19 protein-coding genes are annotated in these 22524 nt (G+C 43.3%); 9 read left to right on the top strand and 10 right to left on the bottom strand.

The genetic code is table 11. From position 1 onward, the window contains the following. Positions 1 to 35: 35 nt before the first annotated feature. The 4 genes from DWW52_RS04805 to DWW52_RS04790 form a co-directional block, all read right to left on the bottom strand. Positions 36 to 1973, bottom strand: a complete 1938-nt coding sequence (locus DWW52_RS04805) for an AAA domain-containing protein (RefSeq protein WP_118714345.1) — start codon at positions 1971 to 1973, stop codon at positions 36 to 38. 10 nt (positions 1974 to 1983) lie between these two features. Beyond that, positions 1984 to 2823, bottom strand: coding sequence for a methionyl aminopeptidase (locus DWW52_RS04800; RefSeq protein WP_118714344.1), 840 nt, complete (start codon positions 2821 to 2823; stop codon positions 1984 to 1986). A gap of 60 nt (positions 2824 to 2883) precedes the next feature. Then, positions 2884 to 3624 (bottom strand): murein L,D-transpeptidase family protein, encoded by a 741-nt coding sequence (locus tag DWW52_RS04795; RefSeq protein WP_118714343.1) that lies wholly within the window; start codon positions 3622 to 3624, stop codon positions 2884 to 2886. Between the two features lie 138 nt (positions 3625 to 3762). Continuing rightward, positions 3763 to 4641: a hypothetical protein gene (locus DWW52_RS04790; RefSeq protein ID WP_118714342.1), complete on the bottom strand. Its 879-nt coding sequence runs from the start codon at positions 4639 to 4641 to the stop codon at positions 3763 to 3765. A gap of 502 nt (positions 4642 to 5143) precedes the next feature. Here DWW52_RS04790 and DWW52_RS04785 point away from each other — a divergent pair. Further along, positions 5144 to 5953, top strand: coding sequence for a helix-turn-helix transcriptional regulator (locus DWW52_RS04785; RefSeq protein WP_118714341.1), 810 nt, complete (start codon positions 5144 to 5146; stop codon positions 5951 to 5953). Between the two features lie 72 nt (positions 5954 to 6025). Further along, positions 6026 to 6433 (top strand): pyridoxamine 5'-phosphate oxidase family protein, encoded by a 408-nt coding sequence (locus DWW52_RS04780; RefSeq protein WP_118714340.1) that lies wholly within the window; start codon positions 6026 to 6028, stop codon positions 6431 to 6433. A 13-nt stretch (positions 6434 to 6446) separates the two neighbouring features. Here DWW52_RS04780 and DWW52_RS04775 read toward each other — a convergent pair whose 3' ends face one another. Beyond that, positions 6447 to 7019 carry a hypothetical protein gene (locus DWW52_RS04775; protein ID WP_118714339.1) on the bottom strand — a complete coding sequence of 191 codons (573 nt, stop codon included), beginning with the start codon at positions 7017 to 7019 and terminating at the stop codon, positions 6447 to 6449. A 156-nt stretch (positions 7020 to 7175) separates the two neighbouring features. On the opposite strand from DWW52_RS04775, the gene DWW52_RS04770 reads away from it, so the two are divergent. Both DWW52_RS04770 and DWW52_RS04765 read left to right on the top strand, forming a co-directional pair. Further along, positions 7176 to 8033 carry a GyrI-like domain-containing protein gene (locus DWW52_RS04770; RefSeq protein WP_118714338.1) on the top strand — a complete coding sequence of 286 codons (858 nt, stop codon included), beginning with the start codon at positions 7176 to 7178 and terminating at the stop codon, positions 8031 to 8033. 529 nt (positions 8034 to 8562) lie between these two features. Next, positions 8563 to 9087, top strand: a complete 525-nt coding sequence (locus DWW52_RS04765; RefSeq protein ID WP_118714337.1) for a hypothetical protein — start codon at positions 8563 to 8565, stop codon at positions 9085 to 9087. 232 nt (positions 9088 to 9319) lie between these two features. On the opposite strand, the gene DWW52_RS04760 is transcribed toward DWW52_RS04765, so the two are convergent. Next, positions 9320 to 9970: a recombinase family protein gene (locus DWW52_RS04760; RefSeq protein ID WP_118714336.1), complete on the bottom strand. Its 651-nt coding sequence runs from the start codon at positions 9968 to 9970 to the stop codon at positions 9320 to 9322. A 387-nt stretch (positions 9971 to 10357) separates the two neighbouring features. Here DWW52_RS04760 and DWW52_RS04755 point away from each other — a divergent pair, with 387 nt between their 5' ends. The 5 genes from DWW52_RS04755 to DWW52_RS04735 all read left to right on the top strand — a co-directional run bounded on the left by DWW52_RS04755 (position 10358) and on the right by DWW52_RS04735 (position 16616). After that, positions 10358 to 10936: a DUF3575 domain-containing protein gene (locus DWW52_RS04755; protein WP_118714335.1), complete on the top strand. Its 579-nt coding sequence runs from the start codon at positions 10358 to 10360 to the stop codon at positions 10934 to 10936. 5 nt (positions 10937 to 10941) lie between these two features. Next, positions 10942 to 12210, top strand: coding sequence for a hypothetical protein (locus DWW52_RS04750; RefSeq protein ID WP_118714334.1), 1269 nt, complete (start codon positions 10942 to 10944; stop codon positions 12208 to 12210). Positions 12211 to 12257: 47 nt separating this feature from the next. Next, positions 12258 to 13385, top strand: a complete 1128-nt coding sequence (locus tag DWW52_RS04745) for a hypothetical protein (protein WP_118714333.1) — start codon at positions 12258 to 12260, stop codon at positions 13383 to 13385. A gap of 83 nt (positions 13386 to 13468) precedes the next feature. Further along, positions 13469 to 14341: a FimB/Mfa2 family fimbrial subunit gene (locus tag DWW52_RS04740; RefSeq protein WP_118714332.1), complete on the top strand. Its 873-nt coding sequence runs from the start codon at positions 13469 to 13471 to the stop codon at positions 14339 to 14341. Positions 14342 to 14375: 34 nt separating this feature from the next. Beyond that, a complete protein-coding gene (locus DWW52_RS04735; protein WP_158582479.1) occupies positions 14376 to 16616 on the top strand; it encodes a DUF4906 domain-containing protein in 2241 nt (746 codons plus the stop codon). 292 nt (positions 16617 to 16908) lie between these two features. Here DWW52_RS04735 and DWW52_RS04730 read toward each other — a convergent pair whose 3' ends face one another. From DWW52_RS04730 to DWW52_RS04715, 4 genes are read right to left on the bottom strand one after another with little or no spacing between them, the layout of a single operon-like run. Beyond that, entirely contained in the window at positions 16909 to 17904 is a 996-nt protein-coding gene (locus DWW52_RS04730; RefSeq protein ID WP_118714956.1) for a PKD domain containing protein, read from the bottom strand. A gap of 5 nt (positions 17905 to 17909) precedes the next feature. Beyond that, a complete protein-coding gene (locus DWW52_RS04725) occupies positions 17910 to 19238 on the bottom strand; it encodes a DUF5074 domain-containing protein (protein WP_118714330.1) in 1329 nt (442 codons plus the stop codon). 34 nt (positions 19239 to 19272) lie between these two features. Next, the gene (locus DWW52_RS04720) at positions 19273 to 21294 is read right to left on the bottom strand and encodes a TonB-dependent siderophore receptor (RefSeq protein WP_118714329.1); all 2022 of its coding nucleotides are present in this window, start codon (positions 21292 to 21294) and stop codon (positions 19273 to 19275) included. 9 nt (positions 21295 to 21303) lie between these two features. Continuing rightward, positions 21304 to 22458, bottom strand: coding sequence for a DUF5074 domain-containing protein (locus DWW52_RS04715; protein ID WP_118714328.1), 1155 nt, complete (start codon positions 22456 to 22458; stop codon positions 21304 to 21306). Between the last annotated feature and the right edge of the window lie 66 nt (positions 22459 to 22524).

Genomic DNA, 22524 nt, shown 5'->3' with positions numbered 1-22524 from the left:
GGAGTCTCCCCGGCATATTTTATTATTTCCAATTCTCAATTGCTCGTATTGTGATCGGGGGATTCCGGTGCTATTTCAATAATGTTACCGTTTTCCCGGATGTACTCGTGCAGGGCTTTGTAGAACGGGTGACGGGTAAGCGTGGAGGCATCTCCCAGAATGATGAGTTTCATGCGGGCACGGGTGATTGCCACGTTCATCCGGCGGAGGTCGTTGAGGAATCCGATGTTCCCGTCTGTGTTGGCTCGCACGAGACTGATGAGGATTACATCCCGTTCCTGTCCCTGAAACCCGTCCACGGTGTGAATGGTGATGAGTTTTTTCAACGGTTGGAAGAAGCGGTTCCGTTTGATCAGTTGACGGATATACTGCACTTGTACCCGGTAGGGGGATATCAACCCGAAATCAATTCTTTCATCCAGCACCCGTTCTATCCCGATTTTCTCGATATATTCCTGTAACTGCCGTACCAGTAGCTCGGCTTCCGGTTTGTTGATGCGCCCGAAAGTCTCGTTAATACAGTCTTCCGAGAATTCGCAAAGAGCCGTGTCATACCACTCCACGGGCGTGTCGAAGTCCAGAATACTTCGGTGACGAACTTCGGGCGAGGCTTGCAGGCGTCCCCGGTAGAACCAGCCCGAGGGGAAACGCATGATGTCCTCGTGCATCCGGTACTGGATTTCGAGCATCGAGACGCTTTCCGGCTTGCGATGAATGATTTTTTGAATCAGCGTGCGATCCAGACCTCCCCGTGCGGCTTCGATACATTTGATTGTCGGGGGAAGTTGGCAATGATCCCCGGCGAATATCACCCGTTCGGCTTTGGATATGGCGATCCAGCAAGCGGCTTCCAGGGCTTGGGCGGCCTCGTCAATAAAGAGGGTGGAGAATGTTTTCCCGTTTAATATCTTGTTGGCGGAACCCACGAGGGTACAGGCAATAACCCTGGCTTCCCCGAAAAGTTGGGCGTCAATTTTGATTTCGAGTTTTATGGCTTGATCCCGTAATTCGTTTAATGTCCGGCGGGAAGCTTCCCGCTTTGATCCTTTGAGGCGTTTGGTTCGACCGGATAACTCCCGGATCATGGCTCGTGCGGCTCGTAGCGAGGGATAGGCGGGGTGCGATTCGAATTTCCGCTCGTAGGTGAAGGATAGCATTTTGTCGTTTACCCGCGTGGGATTTCCGACCCGCAAGACATTCACGCCCCGGTCGACAAGTTTTTCGGCAATCCAGTCCACGGCCGTGTTACTCTGGGCGCAGACCAGCACTTGATTCTCCCGCCGTAATGTTTCGTAAACGGCCTCCACGAGCGTGGTCGTTTTTCCGGTTCCCGGGGGACCGTGCACGACGGCGACTTCTTTGGCGCCTAATACTTGGTTAACCGCTTTTTCCTGCGAGCGGTTGAGCCACGAGAGGCGAATCGGTTGAATGTTCCGTTGTAGCGGGGATACGTTGCCCAAAAGTACTTCTCGCAAGTGTGCCAGACGATTGTTCTTGGCTTCCATGACTTCCGTCAAGGCGGAGAACATGGTTTTGTAGGAGGTGCCGTCAAAATAGAGTTGAACGCCTAGTTCCCGGGCTCCCTGAATGTCCAGTAAGCTGTTGGAGTTGGGAAGCACGACGAGCATCGTGTGCTCGTGGACGTAACTGATTGTTGCGGCGAAATTGAAATAACGCGGGTTACCCGTTTCGTCAATGCGGAAAAAGCAAACCGGGCGGCCGTATTCGAAGTTGTGATCCGTGTCATCATTTTCGTCTCGTTTGATTTCGATGACGAGTTGATTCAAAGAGTTGTAATAGCTTTTGTGGGCTGTCACGGGATACCAGCAAACCCCTTGCCGGACCCGTTTAGGGATCCCGGCTCGTTGTGTTTGTTGGTAGAATGTCTCTTTTTCATACTCGAATTCTTGCTGCAAGAGTTTATATTGTTGCAGTAGATCAACGAGGGGGGAGGTGATATGTTCGGCAGCCATCGGGAGTGGATTACCAGGTCAATATTTCCACCCCTGTTTCCGTGATCAACACCGTGTTTTCCCATTGTGCCGAGGGGAGGTTGTCTTCGGTGATGACCGTCCAATCGTTGTCTTCGTCAATGAAGATCTCCCGTTTTCCCATGTTAATCATGGGTTCGATCGTGAAAATCATCCCCGGCACGAGTAACATCCCGGTGCCTCTTCTGCCCACGTGTTCCACTTCCGGAATTTCGTGGAATTTCAGTCCGACCCCGTGCCCGCAGAACTCCCGAACAACGCTATAACCGTGACTCTCGGCGTGAGCTTGGATAACGGCCCCAATATCTCCCAAGAATCCCCACGGTCTGGCAACTTCAATACCTTTTTCCAGGCATTCTTTGGTGACTTGTACCAGTTTGCGGCGATCTTCGGCAACCTCCCCGATCATGAACATGCGGGAAGCATCGGAAAAGTATCCGTTGAATATGGTGGAAACATCCACGTTGATGATATCCCCACTTTTTAAAATGGTGTTTTTATCCGGAATCCCGTGGCATACTTCCTCGTTGATCGAGGTACACACGCTTTTGGGGAATCCCTCGTAATTTAGCGGGGCGGGAATAGCCCCGTGTGACACGGTAAAGTCGTATACCAGCGTGTTGATATCCTCGGTCGACATTCCTTCACGGATGTTCGCTGCCACGTGATCCAGGACGGCCGTGTTTATCTTGGAACTTTCCCGGATTCCCTCGATTTGTTCCGCGTTCTTGATAATCTTCCGGGGTGGAACGATGTGACCCTGACGACGATATAACTTGATTTTCTCCTCTATAGAGGAGGCTGGTTTGTTTTCATTCTTGTTAAATAGCATGATGCTGTCTCCTTTTATAATAAAGCACTAAGGTAGTGATTTTCGGGACAGGTTATTCCGCTATATTGAAAATTGATAATCACCAAGCTTGTCAATGGTGATGTGTGGCTCTTTTAATTCGTTGATAAATAGATTGTATCCGGTTTCCAGATTTTCCCAAAAATGGAGCAAAGTGGGGTATGCTTTATACGTTTCACGGTAGTTTTTCGTGGTTTCAGCCGAGAATTTGAAAGGAAAAATGTAAACGGGAATCTTTTCTTGTCCGGATTGACGTGCCTGCACGGCATAGATGTAGATTTCCTTGATCTTGTCGTCAGTCATCGGCAGGCACCCGACCGTGACGCAATTCCCGTGGATGCAGATGTTACCTCCGAGTCGGGCGGCTTTGCTCTTTAGCCTGTCGGATGCGTTCGGGTAATTGATCATCAAGGAAAGATGATAGTTACTGTTGGGGTTGAAATGATTGATATGATAGAATCCCTCCGGAATCTGTCGGTCGCCTTGCCGACGTTTCGGACCGAGGCTCCCGGAACGGGCGCATATCCTGTACGTGGTCAATTTTTTGTAAGTGGCATCTTCCCGTTTCTTGGCGTAAATATCCATAAGACATTCCTGTTTATACGCCACGATGAGGATGTTGAGATTATCCATGGATAGACCGGATTCTTGTAATTTGCGGGTCACCAAGGCTTCTTTTGCCTTGTAAGCGTCGCGTACCCGGACGAACTTCTTTTGCTGGCTGACGAAGTCCGGTTGGTTGCTGATGACGAGGCACAACAGGGTTAACAGGGTAATCTTCATGGGCTGCAGGTATTAGGTCATGTACAAATAACGGGAAAAAAGGATGAAAATGCAAGCGAACATGAAAAAAGGTGCCCGGGAGAACCCCGAACACCTTACCTGTGTGTGTTGTGTGTATATGAGTGTGTGAATCTAAGGTTATTCGTTGATCATCACTACCAAATATTTGGTTTGTTTCCAGAATGCACCCGGGTTGTTGATTTTCAAGGTTTGCATGCCATCGGTTCCTTCTTCCAAGGCGTATGATTCGCTGGGGTGAACGGAAAGGATTTTTGCTTTCTTGGAGTTCAACGGGATGGATGTCATTTCACGCATATCTGCATCCACGAATTTTGCATTCTGAGCTTGAGAAGAAACGATCGGCGGACAGAAGATTCCTTGTCTTGAAATCACGTTTGCTTCTTTTAAACTCTTTCTGGAACCTAACAAGTAGTGGATCGTGTTGAGCGATTTGTCCTGACCGGAGATCATTTCCTTTTGCGAGGTTGATTCCTCTTGCAGGTTGCTCACGTTTTGATTTAGTTCTGCTATTTGTTGTGTCTTGATACCTAGTTCTTTTTCCTTGGCGGCCAGTACTTGACTGATCTCGTTGATCTTTTGATCTCTGAGTGCTAACTCTTCGTTTAGCCCGGCGATTAATTTCTTGAATTCAGCGGATTGTCTCTTGTTAGAGCTTTCCAGTTTAGCGATTTTTTCTTTATAACCGTTGATCGCGTCGGAAAGGGCTTTCACGTCGTTTCTTAACGCGGTGATCTGGCTCTTACTCTTGTTGCTTTTCGTGTCGCTTTGTGATTCGATAGCCAAAATATGCTCGGCCTCGCGGATGGATTGCATTCCGGTGGAAATATCATTCAAATCTGCCAAAAGTTTATCCATCTCGTCACTTTGTCCTTTACTAACGGATTGTAAAGAGTCTGCTTTTGCTTGTAAAGCTTTATATTTTTGTGAGTTTTCTACACAACTACCTAAGAATGCGATAGAAAACAGACTGACTGCTAAAAAAATAAACGTTCTCATAGTTTTGTTTTTTGATGTTTTGTTCTATGCCTGATATTAAAACAAGGTCCATGCCATTTTTAGTAAAAATATTAAATCATTGAAGTACAGCGTGTCGTTGCTTTTTCTTGATGGGTATAATTGTGGAGCCTTTTGCCCCATGTGGGGAATTTCTCCACAGCATGAGTGTGGAATACTCTTTTTTTTGAAAGTGACTCGATCTCGGGAAGTTTACAGGGCAAACGCGTCAAAACACTTAAAGCCTAGTTCATAAAGTTGAGCTTTCAGCTCCTAAAGTCCGTAAAGTTTATAAAGTCACGGGTGTCCTTCGGACAAGGCTTACCGGCAGCAGGCTGCCGTGGACAAAGCACCCGCAGGGTCCATAGACTTTATGAACTTTATAGACTTTATAAACTTTCGACTCAAAGGGCTTTAAGCGTTTTGACGCGTTTGCTCTGGGGAAGTTTATGGTTATGCCGGATATTTTACGTAGTTTTGTTTAAATAATGAAAGACCGATACGAATGTACCAAGAATACCAGCCTCACGCGATATTAGCCCCTTATATTGATAAATATTGGGAGGTGAAGGGGGAGTTAGAACCGGGGAGTTATATGAAGATTTTACCGGACGGGTGTACGGATTTTATTTTTAACCTGGAGGATACGGGTAATCTGGAGGATAACAGGCAGTTTATCGCCAAGCCGTTACACGGGTATTTCGTGGGAGCGATGAAGACCTATTCCGAGTTGCTGGTTCGGGCAAGATCAATACACATGCTGGGGGTGAGGTTCACGCCTTGCGGGCTCACGGTTTTCACGCGGGAGGCGTTGGGTGAATTCACGAATCAGCGGGTTTGTTTACAGGATTTGAATCTCCTTTTTCACGAGGAATTCGCTGTTTGGTTGAGGGAAAAGGCCACGCTCGGGGAACGGTTGTTGTTTATCGAAGAGTACTTGCTGTTGCGGTTGAAATACGCGGAAACGATTGACAAGCAGGTGGTTTGGACGGCCGGGTTAATTCGTCAGGCGGGAGGCTTGTTATCAATCCGGGAGTTAACGGATCGGGTGTGTCTGTGCCAGCGTCATTTTGAACGTCGTTTCAAGCATGCCACGGGGTTTACTCCCAAGGAATATAGCCGGATTGTGAAATTTCGCCGGGCGATGGATGTGTTGCGGCAAGTGTCCCGTGATAATTTGTTTAACGTGTCGGTGGATTGTGGTTATTATGATTCTTCTCATTTGGTTAAGGAGTTCAAGAAATTATCCGGGAGTTCTCCCGTTGTATTTATGTCTTTGCCGGAAGATGTCCCGATCACTTATCTGGACGTGTAAAAGTCGATTTTTTACAAGAAATCTATTCCCCGGTGTCCTATTTTTGTCCCTATAATTAATAAACGAAAGAATATGGAAGAGTTAAAACGAAAAGCGGAATTATTATTGGAACAATGTGAAAGCGTGATATTGGCGTCGGTTGACGAGAATGGATTTCCTCGCCCGGTCCCGATGTCAAAGGTGAAAGCGGATGGGATTTCCACGATCTGGTTTGCGACCGGAACGTATTCCGATAAAACGAAACATTTCCTGGAAAATCCCAAAGCGGGGGTGTGTTTTCAAAAGGAAATCAATAGCGTGGTGTTGACGGGAGATATAGAGATCGTTACCGACGAGGCCGAGAAAAAGGCCTTGTGGCAGGATTGGTTTATCCAGCATTTTCCGGGTGGGGTGGATGACCCGACCTATTGTGTCTTGAAGTTCACGTCTAAACGGGTGACTTATTGGCTGGATTTCCAGTTCGTGAAAGCCGACTTGTAAACCGGGAAAGATATTAACGGGAAGTAGGATCGTTGTTGACGATTTTTTTCAATAATGATTCTGCTTTCTTTTTCGTGCTGTCGCGTCGTGACGAGGTGGCTTCCCGGACGAATGCCAGTACTTCGGGCGTGTCTCGGAGGTTTGGGCCATAGCTTTTGAACACATCCAGCACTTTTCCCGTGGCAATTGCTTTGCATTCATCCGTGTCGAACGTGTCGTTTTGAATAGCGAGAAGCTCGTCGATGACTTGTCGGGTATATTCCGGTTTGTTCTTGCCGATTAGCCCGAACGTGAAAATGGCGTGATTGCAGGTGATCAGTTGGCCCCCGTGTAACAATGTTCGCAACACGGGAAACAGGTCGTTGATTTTATTTTCCGTGTCAATCGCAGATAAATAACCGATCAGGTCGATAGCCGTCCACTTGAGGATGTTGTTGGCATGTTCCAGCATCTCGCTCCATAACGGGAAATCCGGGTAGAGAAGAAGCGGGTTTTCTTGCGCGATCCGGATCAGAACCTTGGCACAACCGTATTTTTCTTGCGGGTTGGCGGAATTTAGCTTGTCATAATCAATCAACGTGGTCATCTTGGTATATTTTTGTCGTAAAAATAATATAATTCATTCATAATAGGGGTGAATTTTCCCCGGATTGAGTTATTTTGAAGAAAATTCGAATTTAGCAAGTTAGGAAAAGTCTATCGGGAGATCGGGAATTACCTTTGTCTTGAAATACGAAAGAATATGGAACAGAAATTGACGACGAAAGAAGAGTATCTGAAAAAGATTAACGTGATCGTGGAGTACATAAACAATCACCTGGGCGAGGGTATCGACCTCGGTCTCTTGGCCGAGATGTCCGGTTTCTCACCTTGGCATTTTCACCGGATCGTGCGGGCTTTTCTGGGCGAGCCGATCGGGGCTTTCATTACTCGTGTACGTGTCGAGACGGCAGCCCGGCTGTTACGTTATTCCGATTTGTCGGTGCAGGACATCGCTTACCGGGTGGGGTATGACGTTCCCTCGTCGTTGTCGAAGAGTTTCAAGCAGTTCTATGGTATTTCGCCTAACGGATACCGTAATAATAAAAATTACACGATTATGAAACCAGTAGAAGTAAGACCCGATTTAAAACTAGAATTCGAAGAGAGAGTGTTGGCCCCGAAGCAAGTGATTTACGTTTGGCTGACAGGTGCTTATAACCAGTTGGATTATTGTGCGGCTTGGCAGAAGTTGTGGAACCACGTGCGGGAAGAGAATCTTTTCGCGCCCGAAGTCGAGCATATTTGCATTTATCACGATGATCCGAAAGTGACGGAGCAGGATAAGTTACGTACTAGCGTGTGTCTGGTTCTTCCACGGACGGGAAAGCCCAAGGGAGAAGTGGGTGTGAAAGAAGTTGCCGGCGGGAAGTACGCTATTTTTCGTTACCAGGGACCGTATTCCAATTTGCATGCCGTGTATGACACGATTTACGCGAAATATATCCCGGAAAAGGGTTATAAACTGGGAGATACTCCCGGTTTCGAGAAGTACCTGAACCACCCGGATCATACCGAGCCGGAGAATCTAGTGACTGAAATTTATATTCCTGTGCAATGATCGGACAGGATTGAAGTGACGGGGCAGAAGTACGCGTGATATTCTGCCTTGTTTTTTCCCGGAGATGGTTTAAGCGTTCCGGAGATTGTTTTTCAGACGGGGAAAGCTACAAACATGGGTTTTCTCGTCTTTTTTTGTTTTCACGAGGGCGAATGCCGGGGGATGCAGAGGGGAAAAACTATATTAGTTCATGGGTTAAGTAATATTTTATACCGGTTATTACCCGACATTTGCCACACCATTTACAGGGTTAGCCCACACTTGGCCGCCACCTAGCCGCCACCTAACCGCCATTTTAACGGGGTTTGTTCCTTTTTAACAAGGGCGAAGTTTTTGTTGTCGGTTGTAATGACGAGTTTATCACGAGTTTAATCGCGAGGAATGGGATTGTTGAAAGTTTGATATGTGGTCATTCTGGTATTGAATAATCTTCTATTACTTTTGTGTAATTCCTGATGGGAATAGATAGGGATATAACGTTTTGATTATTAATGACACGGGAGAAATTCCATTAAAGATATTGGGTAGGATGAATTTCAAAGATAAGTTATCTCAGCGTATAGGAATGGCTGATATTAATGAAATACTTTGTTTAATAGGGGATAACGACGATCGGAAGCGGGAGTTATACGATTTGGTAATGGGCGACGACGAGGCGATCGGGTACCAGGCAGCTTGGGTTTTTACTCATTTTTCGGATGAAAATAGCGAGTGGTTGTACGACAAGCAAGATGAGTTGATTGATGAGTTGTTAGGATGCAAGCATGGAGGAAGACGAAGGGTGATTTTGAATTTACTTTACCGACAGCCGCAAGCAAATCCGCCAAGAGTCGATTTGCTGGATTTTTGTCTGGAACGAATGATGTCATGCCAGGAATTGCCTGGGGTAAAATCTCTTTGCATGAAGTTAGCTTATGAATTGTGTCGTCCCATTCCGGAATTGATGCAGGAGTTTAAAATGGCTCTCGAAATTATGGAAGTGGATGCAGTACCGTCCATGCGATGCGTGCGGAGGAGAATTTTAAAAGCGATAATGAAAGGGAAAAGTTTATAAACGTATTAATTATTTTCGTATATTTATATATTGCTTGTGTGAAAGAGGGCTATCAAGGAGAGTTTTGGGTAGTATATTTGATATCGTGTGATGGAACGAATGATTCAGAAAGGGATTCTACTTAACCGGCGAATCGAATGTTGGTGAGACTGTCGCTTTTCTTTATCATGATAAAGAATTTGGAAACGAGATTTTAATGAGGTTCTCGTTTCCAAATTGTTAAATTGAGGTGTCAATCAAGTGTTTTTTTTCGTTTCTTCCTGTCTTTTGCTTTCAGAATGGTGGCTACTGTCGGGTATTTCTTTTTGAATTTTTCGAATGTATCACGGGAGAGATTATAGTGTTGACAGATATACGTGATCGTTTTTCCCTCTTTTAGCATGTTGATAACTGAATTACGATTGTCTATGAGTATTTGAAATTTCGTGTAACTTCCTTTCTTGCGACCGAGGACTATTCCTTCCGAGCGTCTTAAGGCTAGAGCTTCTTTTGTGCGCATGGAAATTAAGTTACGTTCGATTTCAGCCACGAGACCAAAGGCGAAGCAAAGTACTTTACTGTTGATCGAATCGTCAAACGTGTACCCGTCTTTCACGCTGTAGAGCGAAATACCTTTTTCTAGACATTTTCCCATAATACTCATGATGTCCGTCAATGTTCGGCTTAAACGGGATATTTCTGTGATAATCAGCGTGTCTCCTTTTTTTAATCTTCTAAGAAGATGTCCCAGTTGACGTTCTTTGCCCGCCTTTTTTCCACTGGCAATTTCCATTATCCAACGGTCGATCGAGATGCCTTTTTGAAGAGCAAAACGTTCTATTTCAGATCGTTGATTTGATAAGTTTTGTTTTTCTGTACTGACTCTCAGGTAAGCTATAATCATGATAATTTGTTATTAAAAATGGCTGCCAAAAGTATAACTATTTAGCTTATGCTTTATACAAATTACACAAATAAATTTCAGCTTTTATTGTTGGTTAAATCGTTGGTTTTCTGATACAAATGTAGTGATTATGTAATAATATGCAAAATATTTTTGTAAAAAAGTGATATTCATTTAAAACTGGTTGAATGGTAATCATTTGGTGTACTCTTTTGTTAACCTCTTTTGGCTTGTGGTTTTAAACGAACGATTAAAACGGCATGAATCGTAGTTAATCGTTTTGATATTAACGAGATGTGTTGATAAAAACAGTTTTTCGGCGTGTAAAGCTGTTTTTGGGGGATAGAAGAAGGATAATATAGATATGTAATTTAAAAAGAAGGTAACATGAAGAAAACGTGTGTGCTGTCTTTGCTGGTATTGCTATTGTTTGGCGGAGGTCGTGTTTTTGCACAGAAAGTCGCGGTGAAGACAAACGTGTTGTACTGGGCGACAACAACTCCTAACCTTGGGGTTGAATTCGGTTTGGGAAAGAAAACTTCGTTAGAGCTTTTCGGTGGGTATAATCCCTGGACGTTGAACAAGGAAAGGAACAAGAAAGTGAAACATTACTTGATTCAACCGGAATTTCGTTACTGGCTATGTGAACGTTTTCAAGGACATTTTTTCGGTGTCCATGCGGGATTTGCGGAATATAACATTGGCGGGGTTCGGGTACCGTTATTACCAAGTCACGTGAAAAACAATCGTTACGAGGGATGGGCCGTGCTAGGGGGAATTTCTTATGGTTACGTGTGGATATTGGGACGACGTTTGAACTTGGAAGCAACGATCGGTGCCGGTTATGTTTTTTGGGATTACGATCGTTATGATTGTGTTAAATGTGGTGATTATCATGGAGGTAACACAAAAGGACGTTTTAACCTGACAAAGGCCGGAATTACTTTGGTTTACTTGATAAAATGAAGATTATGAAAGATATCGTATTGCTTTTATTGGTAATTCTTTTACCCGACTTGTTGATCGGTCAGGTAAATGTGAAGAATGGGACCTTGAAGAAAAACAAAAGAGAGGTAGAGGTAAGTTTTGACGTGCAAACGACAAAGGCGGACTTGAAAAGTCGTTACCGGATGACGCTTACCCCTTACCTTTTGAATGGTACGGATACGGCGTGGTTGTCCCCGATAATCGTGTACGGTCCGGTGAAATATAAACGGGAACGTCAGGAACGTTTTCTTGCTGACGGGAGTCGTTGGGAACTAAGAAATGACGAGATGTTACGGGGAGAATCAATGAGCTATCGAGCCGTGATCCCTTACGAGAAATGGATGCGGGTAGCATCTTTACGGTTGGATCGTAAGGTAGATGGTTGTGGGTGTAATTGTTATGATGGAACGCAGGAGGTGATGGGTAAAACTCCGATTTATATCCCGCCTGTACCTGTGATTACTCGTGTGGAAGATATACCTTCTAAATATGAAGTGAAAGAGGCAAGTAAACGTTGGACGTTCAGAGAGAAGGAGATGAGAATTATTTTCCCCGTGTCACGCACGGAGTTACATGAGGATCGTTACGGGAACAAAGCGGTATTAGATGAGATCATGACGGCGATAGAGAAATTGCGCGAGCAACAGAAATATCATTTCAGCGGTGTGGAAATTAGCGGTTTTGCATCACCTGAAGGAGGATTGGCATTGAATACCCGGTTGGGGCAAAAACGTGCGGAACGTTTGAAAGAATATATTCAGGGAAGAATGCCGGATTTGAGTAATGATGATTTTTACCTGATTAACGGTATCGAGAACTGGGAAGGCTTACGACATTTGGTTGAAGCATCCGATATGAAATACCGTGATGAGGTGTTACGCGTGTTGGACATGCCTTTGGAACAGGGGCGTAAAAGCCAGTTAATGAGATTATATGGAGGTGAACCCTATCGCTATATGTTGAAGAATTTTTATCCCGAATTACGTAATGCTTGCTATATCTCGTTGATTTACGATGAGCTGACAGATAAAGGGGCCAATGCGATTAACGCTACCGTGGAGTTGGTTCGTTCTGGGAAATACCGGGAGGCGTTGAAGATGTTAAAGCCTTGGGAAAGAGACGATCGGGCGTTTAATGCTATTGGGGTTTGTTTGATGATGTTGGAACGTGAAGAGGAAGCTGTCGTGTGGTTCGAGAAGGCATTGAAAGCGGGGCATGTCGAGGCCGAGAAAAATTTGAATCAGGTGAAGTAATAGTTAACCATAGATAGTTTTGATAATCCGAATTTAATTTTAAAATCATGAAGTTAAACAAATTAATGATGGTCGCATTGGTGGCTCTAGGAGTCGTTGCCTGCGATAAAAACGACGGGGTGGAAAATATGGATAAAGCCCCAAAAAGTGTTTCGATCAATTTAACAAACCTGCAAACTGCAAGGTCTGTTGGACAAGCCGTGGGTAATGGTTCTACTGCCGACCTGAATAATTTTTACGTGTTATTCACGGACGGGACAAAAGTGTATAAGGGAAAAGATAAAGATGGAGCGGCTATTAATCATTATGTTGATTCGGACCTTACCGGAGAAAAATTGTTCCATTTTTTGGATGCTGCCGTGAATAAAGTAGTTATTATCGGTAATATTGACGAAACTTTCAAGAACTCGTTGGATGCATTGGAGTCTGGTAAAGCAGATTTAAGTGAGGTTACTGCAACATTGGATATCGAGAATCAGCAGGATGATAACTTGAGAAATCTTGTTCTTTTCGGAACCAGCGGATTAACGGAAGCAATCGTAGATGAACAGGATCCTAATCATGGGAATTTCTATACAGCTAGTGTGGAGATCGCGCCTCTGGTTGCTCGTGTCGAAATTCACAATTTTAGTTGCGACTTTACAGAGGGAACCCCCTTGTATAATACATTGGATTTAATTAAGGTTGCTCTGAATAATTATAACAAGACGTGTACGATAAAAGGTGATAATTTCACGTATGGAGGTTTGGAAAATACAGAAATTAACAACCAGACGGCCATGGGTTTTTTGGAAACGGTAGCTGCCGGATGGCATAATGATTTGTTGCTGGAAAACACGCAACCGATTCAATTGACACCGGCGAATCCAGAATTCGAGCTTGTTGACGATCAAACTCCTCACGTTGTGAATCGTCCTTACGTGTATCACGTGTTCCCGCAAAGTGGAATTCTTGCAGACAACATGGAACAAATGGTTCTAAAAGTCGATGGAGACGGGACCAAACCGCTTTATCTTGCCACGAAAGGTTTCGGGCAACTTTTCGTGGCCGGAAACGTCTATGTGGTAAGTTTTGCATTCAAGGATAGCGACTTCTATCAACCGGAAAAATGTATTGAGGTGAGCGTGACCGTGAAGCCTTGGACGGTAATTCCGGTAACTCCAAGTTTTAACTAGGTTTGAATTATCTTTTATAATTATTGTTTGGAGGCGGGAGCCTGAACACCTCCCGTCCTCTTTACCCAGTAAAACATACAGATATGAAAATAATGAAATATGTCTTATTCATCATGTTGACGGTAGAAATGTTGGGCGGTTGTATAGAGGAAGACTTGAGCGACTGTGAGGTATTTAGTCGGAATGTCTTGACATTAAGCTACAAGGGTGATGGAACTACCGAGATTTTTAATGAAAAGATCGAGAATGTTGTCATGTATGTTTTTGACCAGAATGAACAACTTGTAACCACGAAAGAACTAACCAAAGAAGAGATTGCCCGGCGTTTGGTGATAGTGCCGGAATTGTCCCCGGCGATCTATCGTGTAATCTGTTTCGGTAACCTGATGAAGTGTCAGGTGAATGATTTGGCTTGCGGTGATTGTGACAAGATGTATTGCGCCGCACCGGAATATTTTAAAAAGGAGACGATCTCCGGTAATGATTCTCTTTATTATGCTTCCCTGGAATTAATCGTGACGGAAGAAGATCAAAATCAGACGCTTGTTTTCACGAGTTCCCACTATAAGGTGTCTGTGGAAGTAGTCGGGGTTCCCGGAGGTGGAATACGACCGACAATAGAGTTGTGTGGTCTTTCGCCCTACACGAATTTCGAGAACCGGGCGGGAGGAGAACCGACGACTTACGTACTCAAATCTGAATATGATGAAGGGCAGTTGAATGCCTACACCAATATAATGCGTCACACGAATCATGAAGCGGTTGACGTATGCGTGCGAGACGTCAATGGGAACGATTTGGCCAAAATAAATTTAGCTGAATTTTTAACAGCCAATCCTGTCATTGACGTGGTAAAAAATGAAGTACTGATTCCTATCCGGATTGAATTCAAATCAGTTGGTATTGAAGTGAGCGTGCCGGAGTGGTATATTGAACAAGTTAAACCGGAATTTTAAATCGTAGTGTATGAGTTCGTTATTTTTACAAAAAATGCAAAAGACAGTATATTCCATGATTCTGGTAGGAATTCTGTTACTGGGAGCTTGTCAACAGGACGTGTTAGATACGATTTCGCCCGATAAAGGAAGTGTGTTTTTACGGGTTGTACTACCGGAACCCATGATGTCAAACCAGGTGAGCCGTGCGGGTGCAACGGACTTTGATAAGATCAGGGATATTAACGTGATTATTGCGAATGGAGAAGGTGATGACGCGATTCTTGAAGCTTTTTATTTTACCGGAACTCAAGAAGGGGACCCGGACGTGAGGTTCGGGGATGACCAGATTATGATTCATTTCTCGAAAGATTACACCACGCAGATGGGATTAGATTCGAAAGTGATTTATATTGTTGCTAATTATGGTCGAGAAATTACCGGGATTGATAATGTTCGGGAGTTGAAAACTCTAAAACAGGAATCCAGCCCGTCGTTACCGGGAATTCCCAGTGGGTGTATGATGTTTGCTAAAGCAGATGATGAAGGAGAGGAGCATACACACTCGGAATCCGAAGAGGCGGGAAAAACTCTGACCGCAAAGCTTGAACGTACGGTAGCTATGATAACGGTAGCTATTGATGGACGTGGATTAAGAGATAATGTAATTATTACACCGACAGGTATAAGTTTGCATCAGGTTCCCTCGGCTTGTTTCATCGGGGCGAACAATAATGGTACGGAGGTGGATATCGTGGCTCGGGGAGAGTTTAAAGAAGGGGCGCAACTTGATTGGGGATCGGTGGCAAATGCGACAACGATACAGAATCAGGGAGCAACTTTCTCAAATCTATGGGAAGAGACTGGGGACCATTATATTGAGGGTAATTATGGTGATGATCATGTGGCTCCTTTATTCCTTTTTGAGAATCTTCACGGTGTGGAATTTGGAGCCGTGAAGGATGATGAAAGATATAAACGTCCGGACGGGGTAGGGCAAAAAGATTTAGAAGGGATTACACGGGCGACTGCAACTTGTTCCTATTTGAATGTTGCGGCTAATTACTTGCGTTTGAATGATGATGGCAGCGTGGCTTTTACCGGTAAGGTTAATTTCCGTTTTTTTATCGGGGATGACAGGAATAAAGAGAGATTTGATTTCAATGTCGTGCGCAACACGTATTATCAGATAACTCTAACTTTAACGGGAGACGCTGTAACAGAGGGGGGTGAAATTAAAGATGGGGCTTTGGAGACGAATCCGGATGCTATAAGTTGGCGTGTCGTGAGTGATTTAGGAATGGCTTCTTTTGTCACGGGTGATGTCAATCTAAATGCCAGTGGTGAATATTTTCCGATAGAAGTTGCGGCAGGAGATGACGTGGAGTGGAGTATTAGTGGGCGCGAAGGTGATACTCCCTTTTTGTGGATATATGGTAGGAGTTATGGAAGTCCTCAGTGGCAATCTGTTGCAGGAACCGTATCGGGTAATGATCTTTATGATGGTAAGTTGTGGCTATATGCGCAACCTTTAGTACCAGATACATATATTTTCCAGGATAGAACCTGTGAGGTGACCTTGACTATTAAGAAAAACGGGACCGTGATAGACACCAAAACGATAACGGTGACACAGTACGCACCTATTCAATATACTGCTAGTGGTGAATATATCGAGGAGATATTCGGGCATTCTCCCGTGAATGTGTTAATTGATAAAATAGATCGGGAAGCAATGCCATGGGGATTCAAGGGTGAGGTGTTGGATTTTAATCATAGCGATGGATATCGTAATGCTTTTCATCTGATAGATAAGAATGATCCGGATGGCCATCAGCATTGGCAAATGGCTCAAAGATATCTGCCTTTTGGAACGAATAATGGAGGGAGTGCCATGGTTTATTCCATGATGTTTTATGGTAATCCTTCAATGGCTCCAAGTTTGACCCCGGAGCAATTGATGAGTACTACTGAGTTCCCTGATCTGGATGCAGCTCCAAGTTATACAGACTGGTATTGGACCCTTCCTTCCATTGCCGGATGGCAGATAATAGAGAAAGCCTCGAAGGAAGGAAAATTGGATGAACACCCGATTTATGATTTCTTTCAATATTGGACATCTGATGCTGTAACAACAATTTCTAAATTGGATGGTGGAGACAAGAGAGCTTATACTTACCAGTTCGGTCGAGGGTTAGATAGTTTGAAGGATACGGATGTTTACCCGTCAGATCAAATGGCTGATCGGGATAAATCATTACGTTTTAGACTAATTGCGGTGAAGAAGGTAAATTAATGTTTAAAGGGAAATGAGGTTTTAAAAAGCAAGATATGTTTTTCCACAGACCGATTGAAAATCTTTTCGATCGGTCTGCTTTTTTTCAATATGGCTGAAAATTAATCTCCTCCGGTGTAAAGATATTTTTTGTTACAGATAAACAAAGAAAGAAGGTGTGTCGAGTATTTCAGGCACACCTTTAATTGCTGGCGTTTGTAGTGTCAAACTTTTTGCTGGTAAAATTCTATAATCCATAGTTTCTATCAGTATCTATTATTTGTTCGTGTATAGAAACTTGATGGCTACTTTTTTAATTATTGGGTGCCGCTTTCAGTAATTCTGGTCTTGGAGTCGTGTTGGTTTCCGTCGAATTGATCGGGGAAAAGGTCCAAGCATCCCAACTTTTGTTTTCCAAGAAACGATTATTGACGTAAAAATTAGAATATTCGTATTCTTCCGCTTCTAATACAGCTTCTCCATATCCCAACCAGTAAGACGTGTACGCCTCGTGCCATCCTCCGATCCAGTAATCTCCTTCGGAAAGGATTTCAAAACCATCAATGTTGTCGTATTCATTTTTTTGTTGATATATACCATTCTTGAAATCCGTTTCAGTCAGGTGAAGTCCGTTCTTTGTGTCGGAATCTTGGCTTTTTATCTCGATTTTTCCATCTCCGTTTCCATCATATCCGAATCCTTTAATAACCATTCCTTGGTTTCCGTCTGGCATGATAAGGACAAATAATCGGGGATCTTTTTTTGCGATGGCTTCGATCATGTCATACCCTGTACGTTCGTCGGTGTTTTTCCATTTATATCCCCAAGCCAAGAAAAAAATCTCCTCATCTTTAGGGTTCAACAAATCTTTCACGTCCCTGGAAATCCATTGTATTGCCATGACAGATTGATTTTCCCCCTCGCCTGTCCAATTTTTGATGTCAGAGATTTTGAAACCATCTATTACTTTGATTTTCAAACTATCAGATGTTTTTCCAAGGATATTGGAGGCAGAGACCTTGATGTTGAAAAAAAACTCGGTTGTGGATGAAAATTCGTATATAGAGTCTTTCGAGATTTCGACTCCATTTGTAAACCACTGGATGTCAGCTTGTGTTTTGTTGATGATATTAGCTCTTAATTTAATTTTTTGTGCTGGTAAAATAGTATTTTTCAAGCTTAAGTTTTGAACAGAAACTTCGGGGACAACGAGCTTAGGCTCGTTGTCTCCGTTATCATCATCACTACAAGATATATTCGTTGTGGCAAAAATTAATATAGTTAACGCGTAAAGTAAATTCCTTTTCATGTCCATTACTCAAAATTGTATGTGAAGAATGTACCTGCAGGGTATCTTAAATAGTTTTCATAGTTGGCTTTTAATGTAGGTTCACTTCCACTAAAATCAAATATACTGATATTATTCACTGCAATATTCTCTCCGTATCCTTTAATTGAATTTAAAATAACATCACCATTAATCGGGTTTACGGAAACAGTATTATAAACGATATTAACATTCTCAACCATTTCTTTGGCATCAACCATGAAGTCTGTTTGATTTTTACTAAAAATGTGACGGTAAATTTTAGATTGTAAAGCACTTATGTATAATGTATCGCCTTTTGCCGAAATACTGGGAGCTGCAGCGTACGAGGCTGTTAATAATTTGGCTGCTTCTGTCGGTAGTTCATTGGTCTGGGAAATGGAGTAATCTTTTACATTCATTTTGGAAATTTTGCCGGAAGCATCAGATACCCATAAATTTTTATCTGCTGATTTGATAATTCCCGATACATTCCCTTCGAAGTCTATCGTGTGAGAAATTTCTTCTTTTCCTTTCTCGATGACAACAACACTCTTTCCTTTGGATACGAATACTTTTCCGTCTACCAATGCCATCGTGTTTTTTCTGGCACCATTTGATCCTTCTATGAAGGTTAGACTTTTGTCTGAAAGCTTGAATAAATAAATACCTTTATTATCGCGGATGTATATATTGTCATCAAGCACGACTAGATGTGTCGGAGCTACTAGATCTTTAATTTCGTCTTCGTATATGATTTCTTTTTTCAAAGTTTCGGCATTAACGACTGTTAATGTATTTCTTTGGGAGATAAAATACATTTTGTTATTGGAAATGAACAAGTCTTGAGAGAGTAGTTTTAGCATTTCCCCGTTATTTTCTTTTTGATAAACGGAGTCGGTAAAAATACCTTTCGGGCTGATAAATGATAGTTTACTTGCAATATCTCCTCTTAAAGAAGCTCCCTCATTAAGAATAAATGTTCCGTATTTATATTTGCCGTACACTTCTACCGGTGTTGTTGCAGAAACCTCTCCATCAGCATTCGTGGCGGTTAATTTTACCTCGTAATTTCCAAGATCATTCATTTTGAATGTATAGATAGAATCTGTTGATGTTTCTTCACCGTTTACAGACCAACGTAATGTCGTTTCCAGCGGGCTTTCCACTTTGGCTTTTAAAATGATTGAATCTTCTTGAGGCATGGCGAAAACTCCGCTTAAACTTTCGATTGATACCACGGGAGGAGTGGGAATATACTTATCGTCATCGTTACATGCACTAAATAAGGCAATGAAGCCTACTAAAAATAAAAAAATTAAAGAATACTTTTTCATGATTTTCATTGTTAAATTTACTATAGGTTGTTACTTAAAATTCAAACATTAAAGAAAACAGGCAGTTGCGTAAAGGCATCGGGTAATATTGCGTGGATTCGTAATACGTATCCATTAAGTTATCCACCCGTACTTGGGGAGTTAGACTCGTTCCGTTATGGAATTTATAGCGATACCCCGCCAATAAGTTATGTACCGAATAGGGATCGGTGGCATATTCTTGATCGGTGGTGATAAATCGGCGTCCGATATAGGTTACTTGCCACGAGAGAAAGGCTCCCCGGTAATCGGCAGCCATTCTGATATTCCATTTGAAGCGCGGCACGTAGGGAATTTGTTTCATGTATGAACCGTCATCCTCGTGTTGCTTTTTGCGGGTTCTGGATTGTGACCAACTGTAATTGCCGGAGGCGTTCACTTTCAAATCTCCGATCTCGTAGGTCAGTTTCCCATACAATTCCACTCCTTCCGAACGTACGTTACGATGGTTTTGTGGGGTCCATACCCATTGGTTACCGTCTTTGGGTAGCCATAGTATCCAATTATCAATATACATCAAATAACCTGAAATTTCGGTATCTAATGATAATCCTCGATATATATATTTTTGATAGGCAACGGAAGCATCGTACGAGAATCCTTTTTCCGGTTTTACCTCCGGATTGCCTCCCGGTCGCCAGTAGAGATCATTCATGCTCGGGAAACGATAATTATAAGCCATGCTTCCTTTTACCTGTAGGTCTTTTATCCAAGGATAGAAAACAACTCCTGCCGACCATGTAGATACGCCTCGATTATCATTTTGCTCGAACATGTACTGTCCGTTTACCATCATCCATTTCACTGGGGTCCACGATGCGGAGGCTTGCCATGATAGAACGTTACGATGATGGCGAAACGGAGGTTCTACTTCCGGTATATCATAATCCACGTCACCTAGCGTGTATTTTGAAGAGTCAATATCAATATAACTGCTCACTCGAATTAAGTCGTGGGAGTAAGTAAGAGTTGTTCCAAGAATAAGATGCTCCAATGGGGCACAAGTATAATCTACAACAGCTTGCCATGTCTGTGATTGGTTCGTGTTGCCTTCCGGGTCAAACATTCCCCCGGCATACCATTTGTCATATTTTTGTCGATAGAATTGCCAGGCTGCTTTCACGTGTAAATCATGTATGCCCCGGGTGAAGTCCAAGCCGGAGTAGCCTCGAAAATTGGTTTCCCGTTGTTTTTCATGGACCTGATTCACAACTCCAAGGGCAGGAGGGAGCATTCGCTCTCCTTCTTGATACCATGCTACTGCCGTCAGACGGGTGTAAGGCGATAAGCGGAAGTACCCTTCCTGCATGGCTGACCATTGGGTGTAGTCTGCATCTTGACGTTTTTCACGGAATGATTCGCTGGTTAATATCTTATTTATGTAAGTGTAATTATTGTCAGAGTGTTGGTAATATAAACGAGTTTTGAAATTTGATTTTTCCCCTCCCGAGCAAACTTGTGCGCCAGCCGTGTACGTGCCGTACGAGCCGTATTCGCCTAGGATTTTCCCGCTTACTCCTTTGCGCCAATCCGGGTCTGTAAACAGATTTACGCTTCCCCCGATTGCTCCTGTCCCGTTTTTCACATGACTGCCACCGTAGTAGAGATTTATATTGTCCGTGAAGAATACCGGGATTTGAGAGAAATCAAACGTTCCGGACATGGGTGGGGTAATATTTATTCCATTCCAGTTTACCCGGGTTTGAGAAGGGCTAGCCCCGCGAAAAGAGGCCGTTGATAAAGCTCCCATCCCTAGACTTTTGATATAGATAGCCGTGTGTTCTGTCAACAGTTCAGCTAATGAACGGGTTTTGTTCTCTCGCATAATTTGTGGGTCTATACGGCTTACTTTTGCACCGGCATTTGCTTCGTTGGCATGTTGGATACGTTGGCTAACAACTTGTACCGTGTCAATCACCCCATACATGGCAATAGAATCTTTATGCTGGGCTTTTGCCTGTATCCCGTTGCCTAACGTGAAACAGATACATAATCCTGTGATTATTTTTTTTTGCATAGGTTGTGTTTATTGTCGGTTTCTCGGGAAATAGATTTGGCTAGGGTAAACGCCCACTCTGTGACTGATTTTTGTTCCGTCTCTTAAGTAATGACGTATGTATCCTCTTTGGCGAGTGTAGTCTAAACAGTCGCATAGGTATATTTCTCCTTCGGGGCTTACCGCGAATCCGTACATCATACTTACTCCCGGGAGATTCTGGTAAAATTCGAATGTACCCGTTTCCACGTTCATCCGGTATACGCTTTGTTGTTCTTTTTCCCCTTTGTCATTTTCTTCTATCGAACGAGTTTTCACGTTGAAGTATATCCACGTGCCGGTGGGATCAATGTCTGTCCGGTTATAATTGATGTAACCGATAATTTCTCCGGGTATTTGTGAATTCGGATTTTCGATAGGTAGGGTATGGGATTTTACCACTTTTTCTCGTTTCGGGTCCACGCATTTCAACGTGATTCCTGTCACGCTCCCTCCTCTTTTCTGGTTCATTAATCCCCAAATCATTCCATTTTTGTCTACCAACATTTGGCAGGTTTTCGTGTCTTCTTCGTTATATATATCTTTGATAACTCGGGCAAATTCTTTGTTAATATTGTCGGCATCGAACACGTAAAGTCCTCCCTGTGTCATTCCGAACACTTTGTTTTCTACGGATACTAAATATTCAATCCAGCGTGGAACAGAGATATATTCCAGTGGTGAGCCATAAGGTGGAACTGTTCGTATACGTACTAATTGTTGTCTTAGATCGGATACGACTGCTTCTGTCTCTGAGATGGGAACGATTTGGCGCGGACTGCCTGCTTGTGAGTAAAGGATCGTACCTAATGATTTGAATGTTACCGGGTCAATAACCTCAACCTTTTTCGAATTATCCAAGGCCACGAAATATTTTCCGTTGATCATCGTGATGGATTGAGCCACATCTCCCAACGGACGGTGATTAACGTCTTGGAAGACATCTACGATAACGGTACTATCTCTGTATATTAAAGATATACATCCGGCATTTGAGTTAATTCCTCCCTCATTTACAATAATAGCTTCAATCTCTCCGTCTCCCATGATCCCTTCAGGATAAGGCATTCCTCGCTTGTCGCATGATGAGAATGACATACAGAGGCATAAGGCCATTAAAAGATAAAATAATCTTTTTAAGTGCATTGTTTCTTTCAATTTAATAAAGGGATAGGTTGAATGAAAAGGCTTGATTCCTAAAGAATGTATGGC

This window comes from Odoribacter sp. AF15-53 (assembly GCF_003479425.1).
GTDB lineage: Bacteria > Bacteroidota > Bacteroidia > Bacteroidales > Marinifilaceae > Butyricimonas.
Note: the sequence above shows the minus strand (reverse complement) of the source record. Positions and strands in the feature narration are given on the sequence as shown.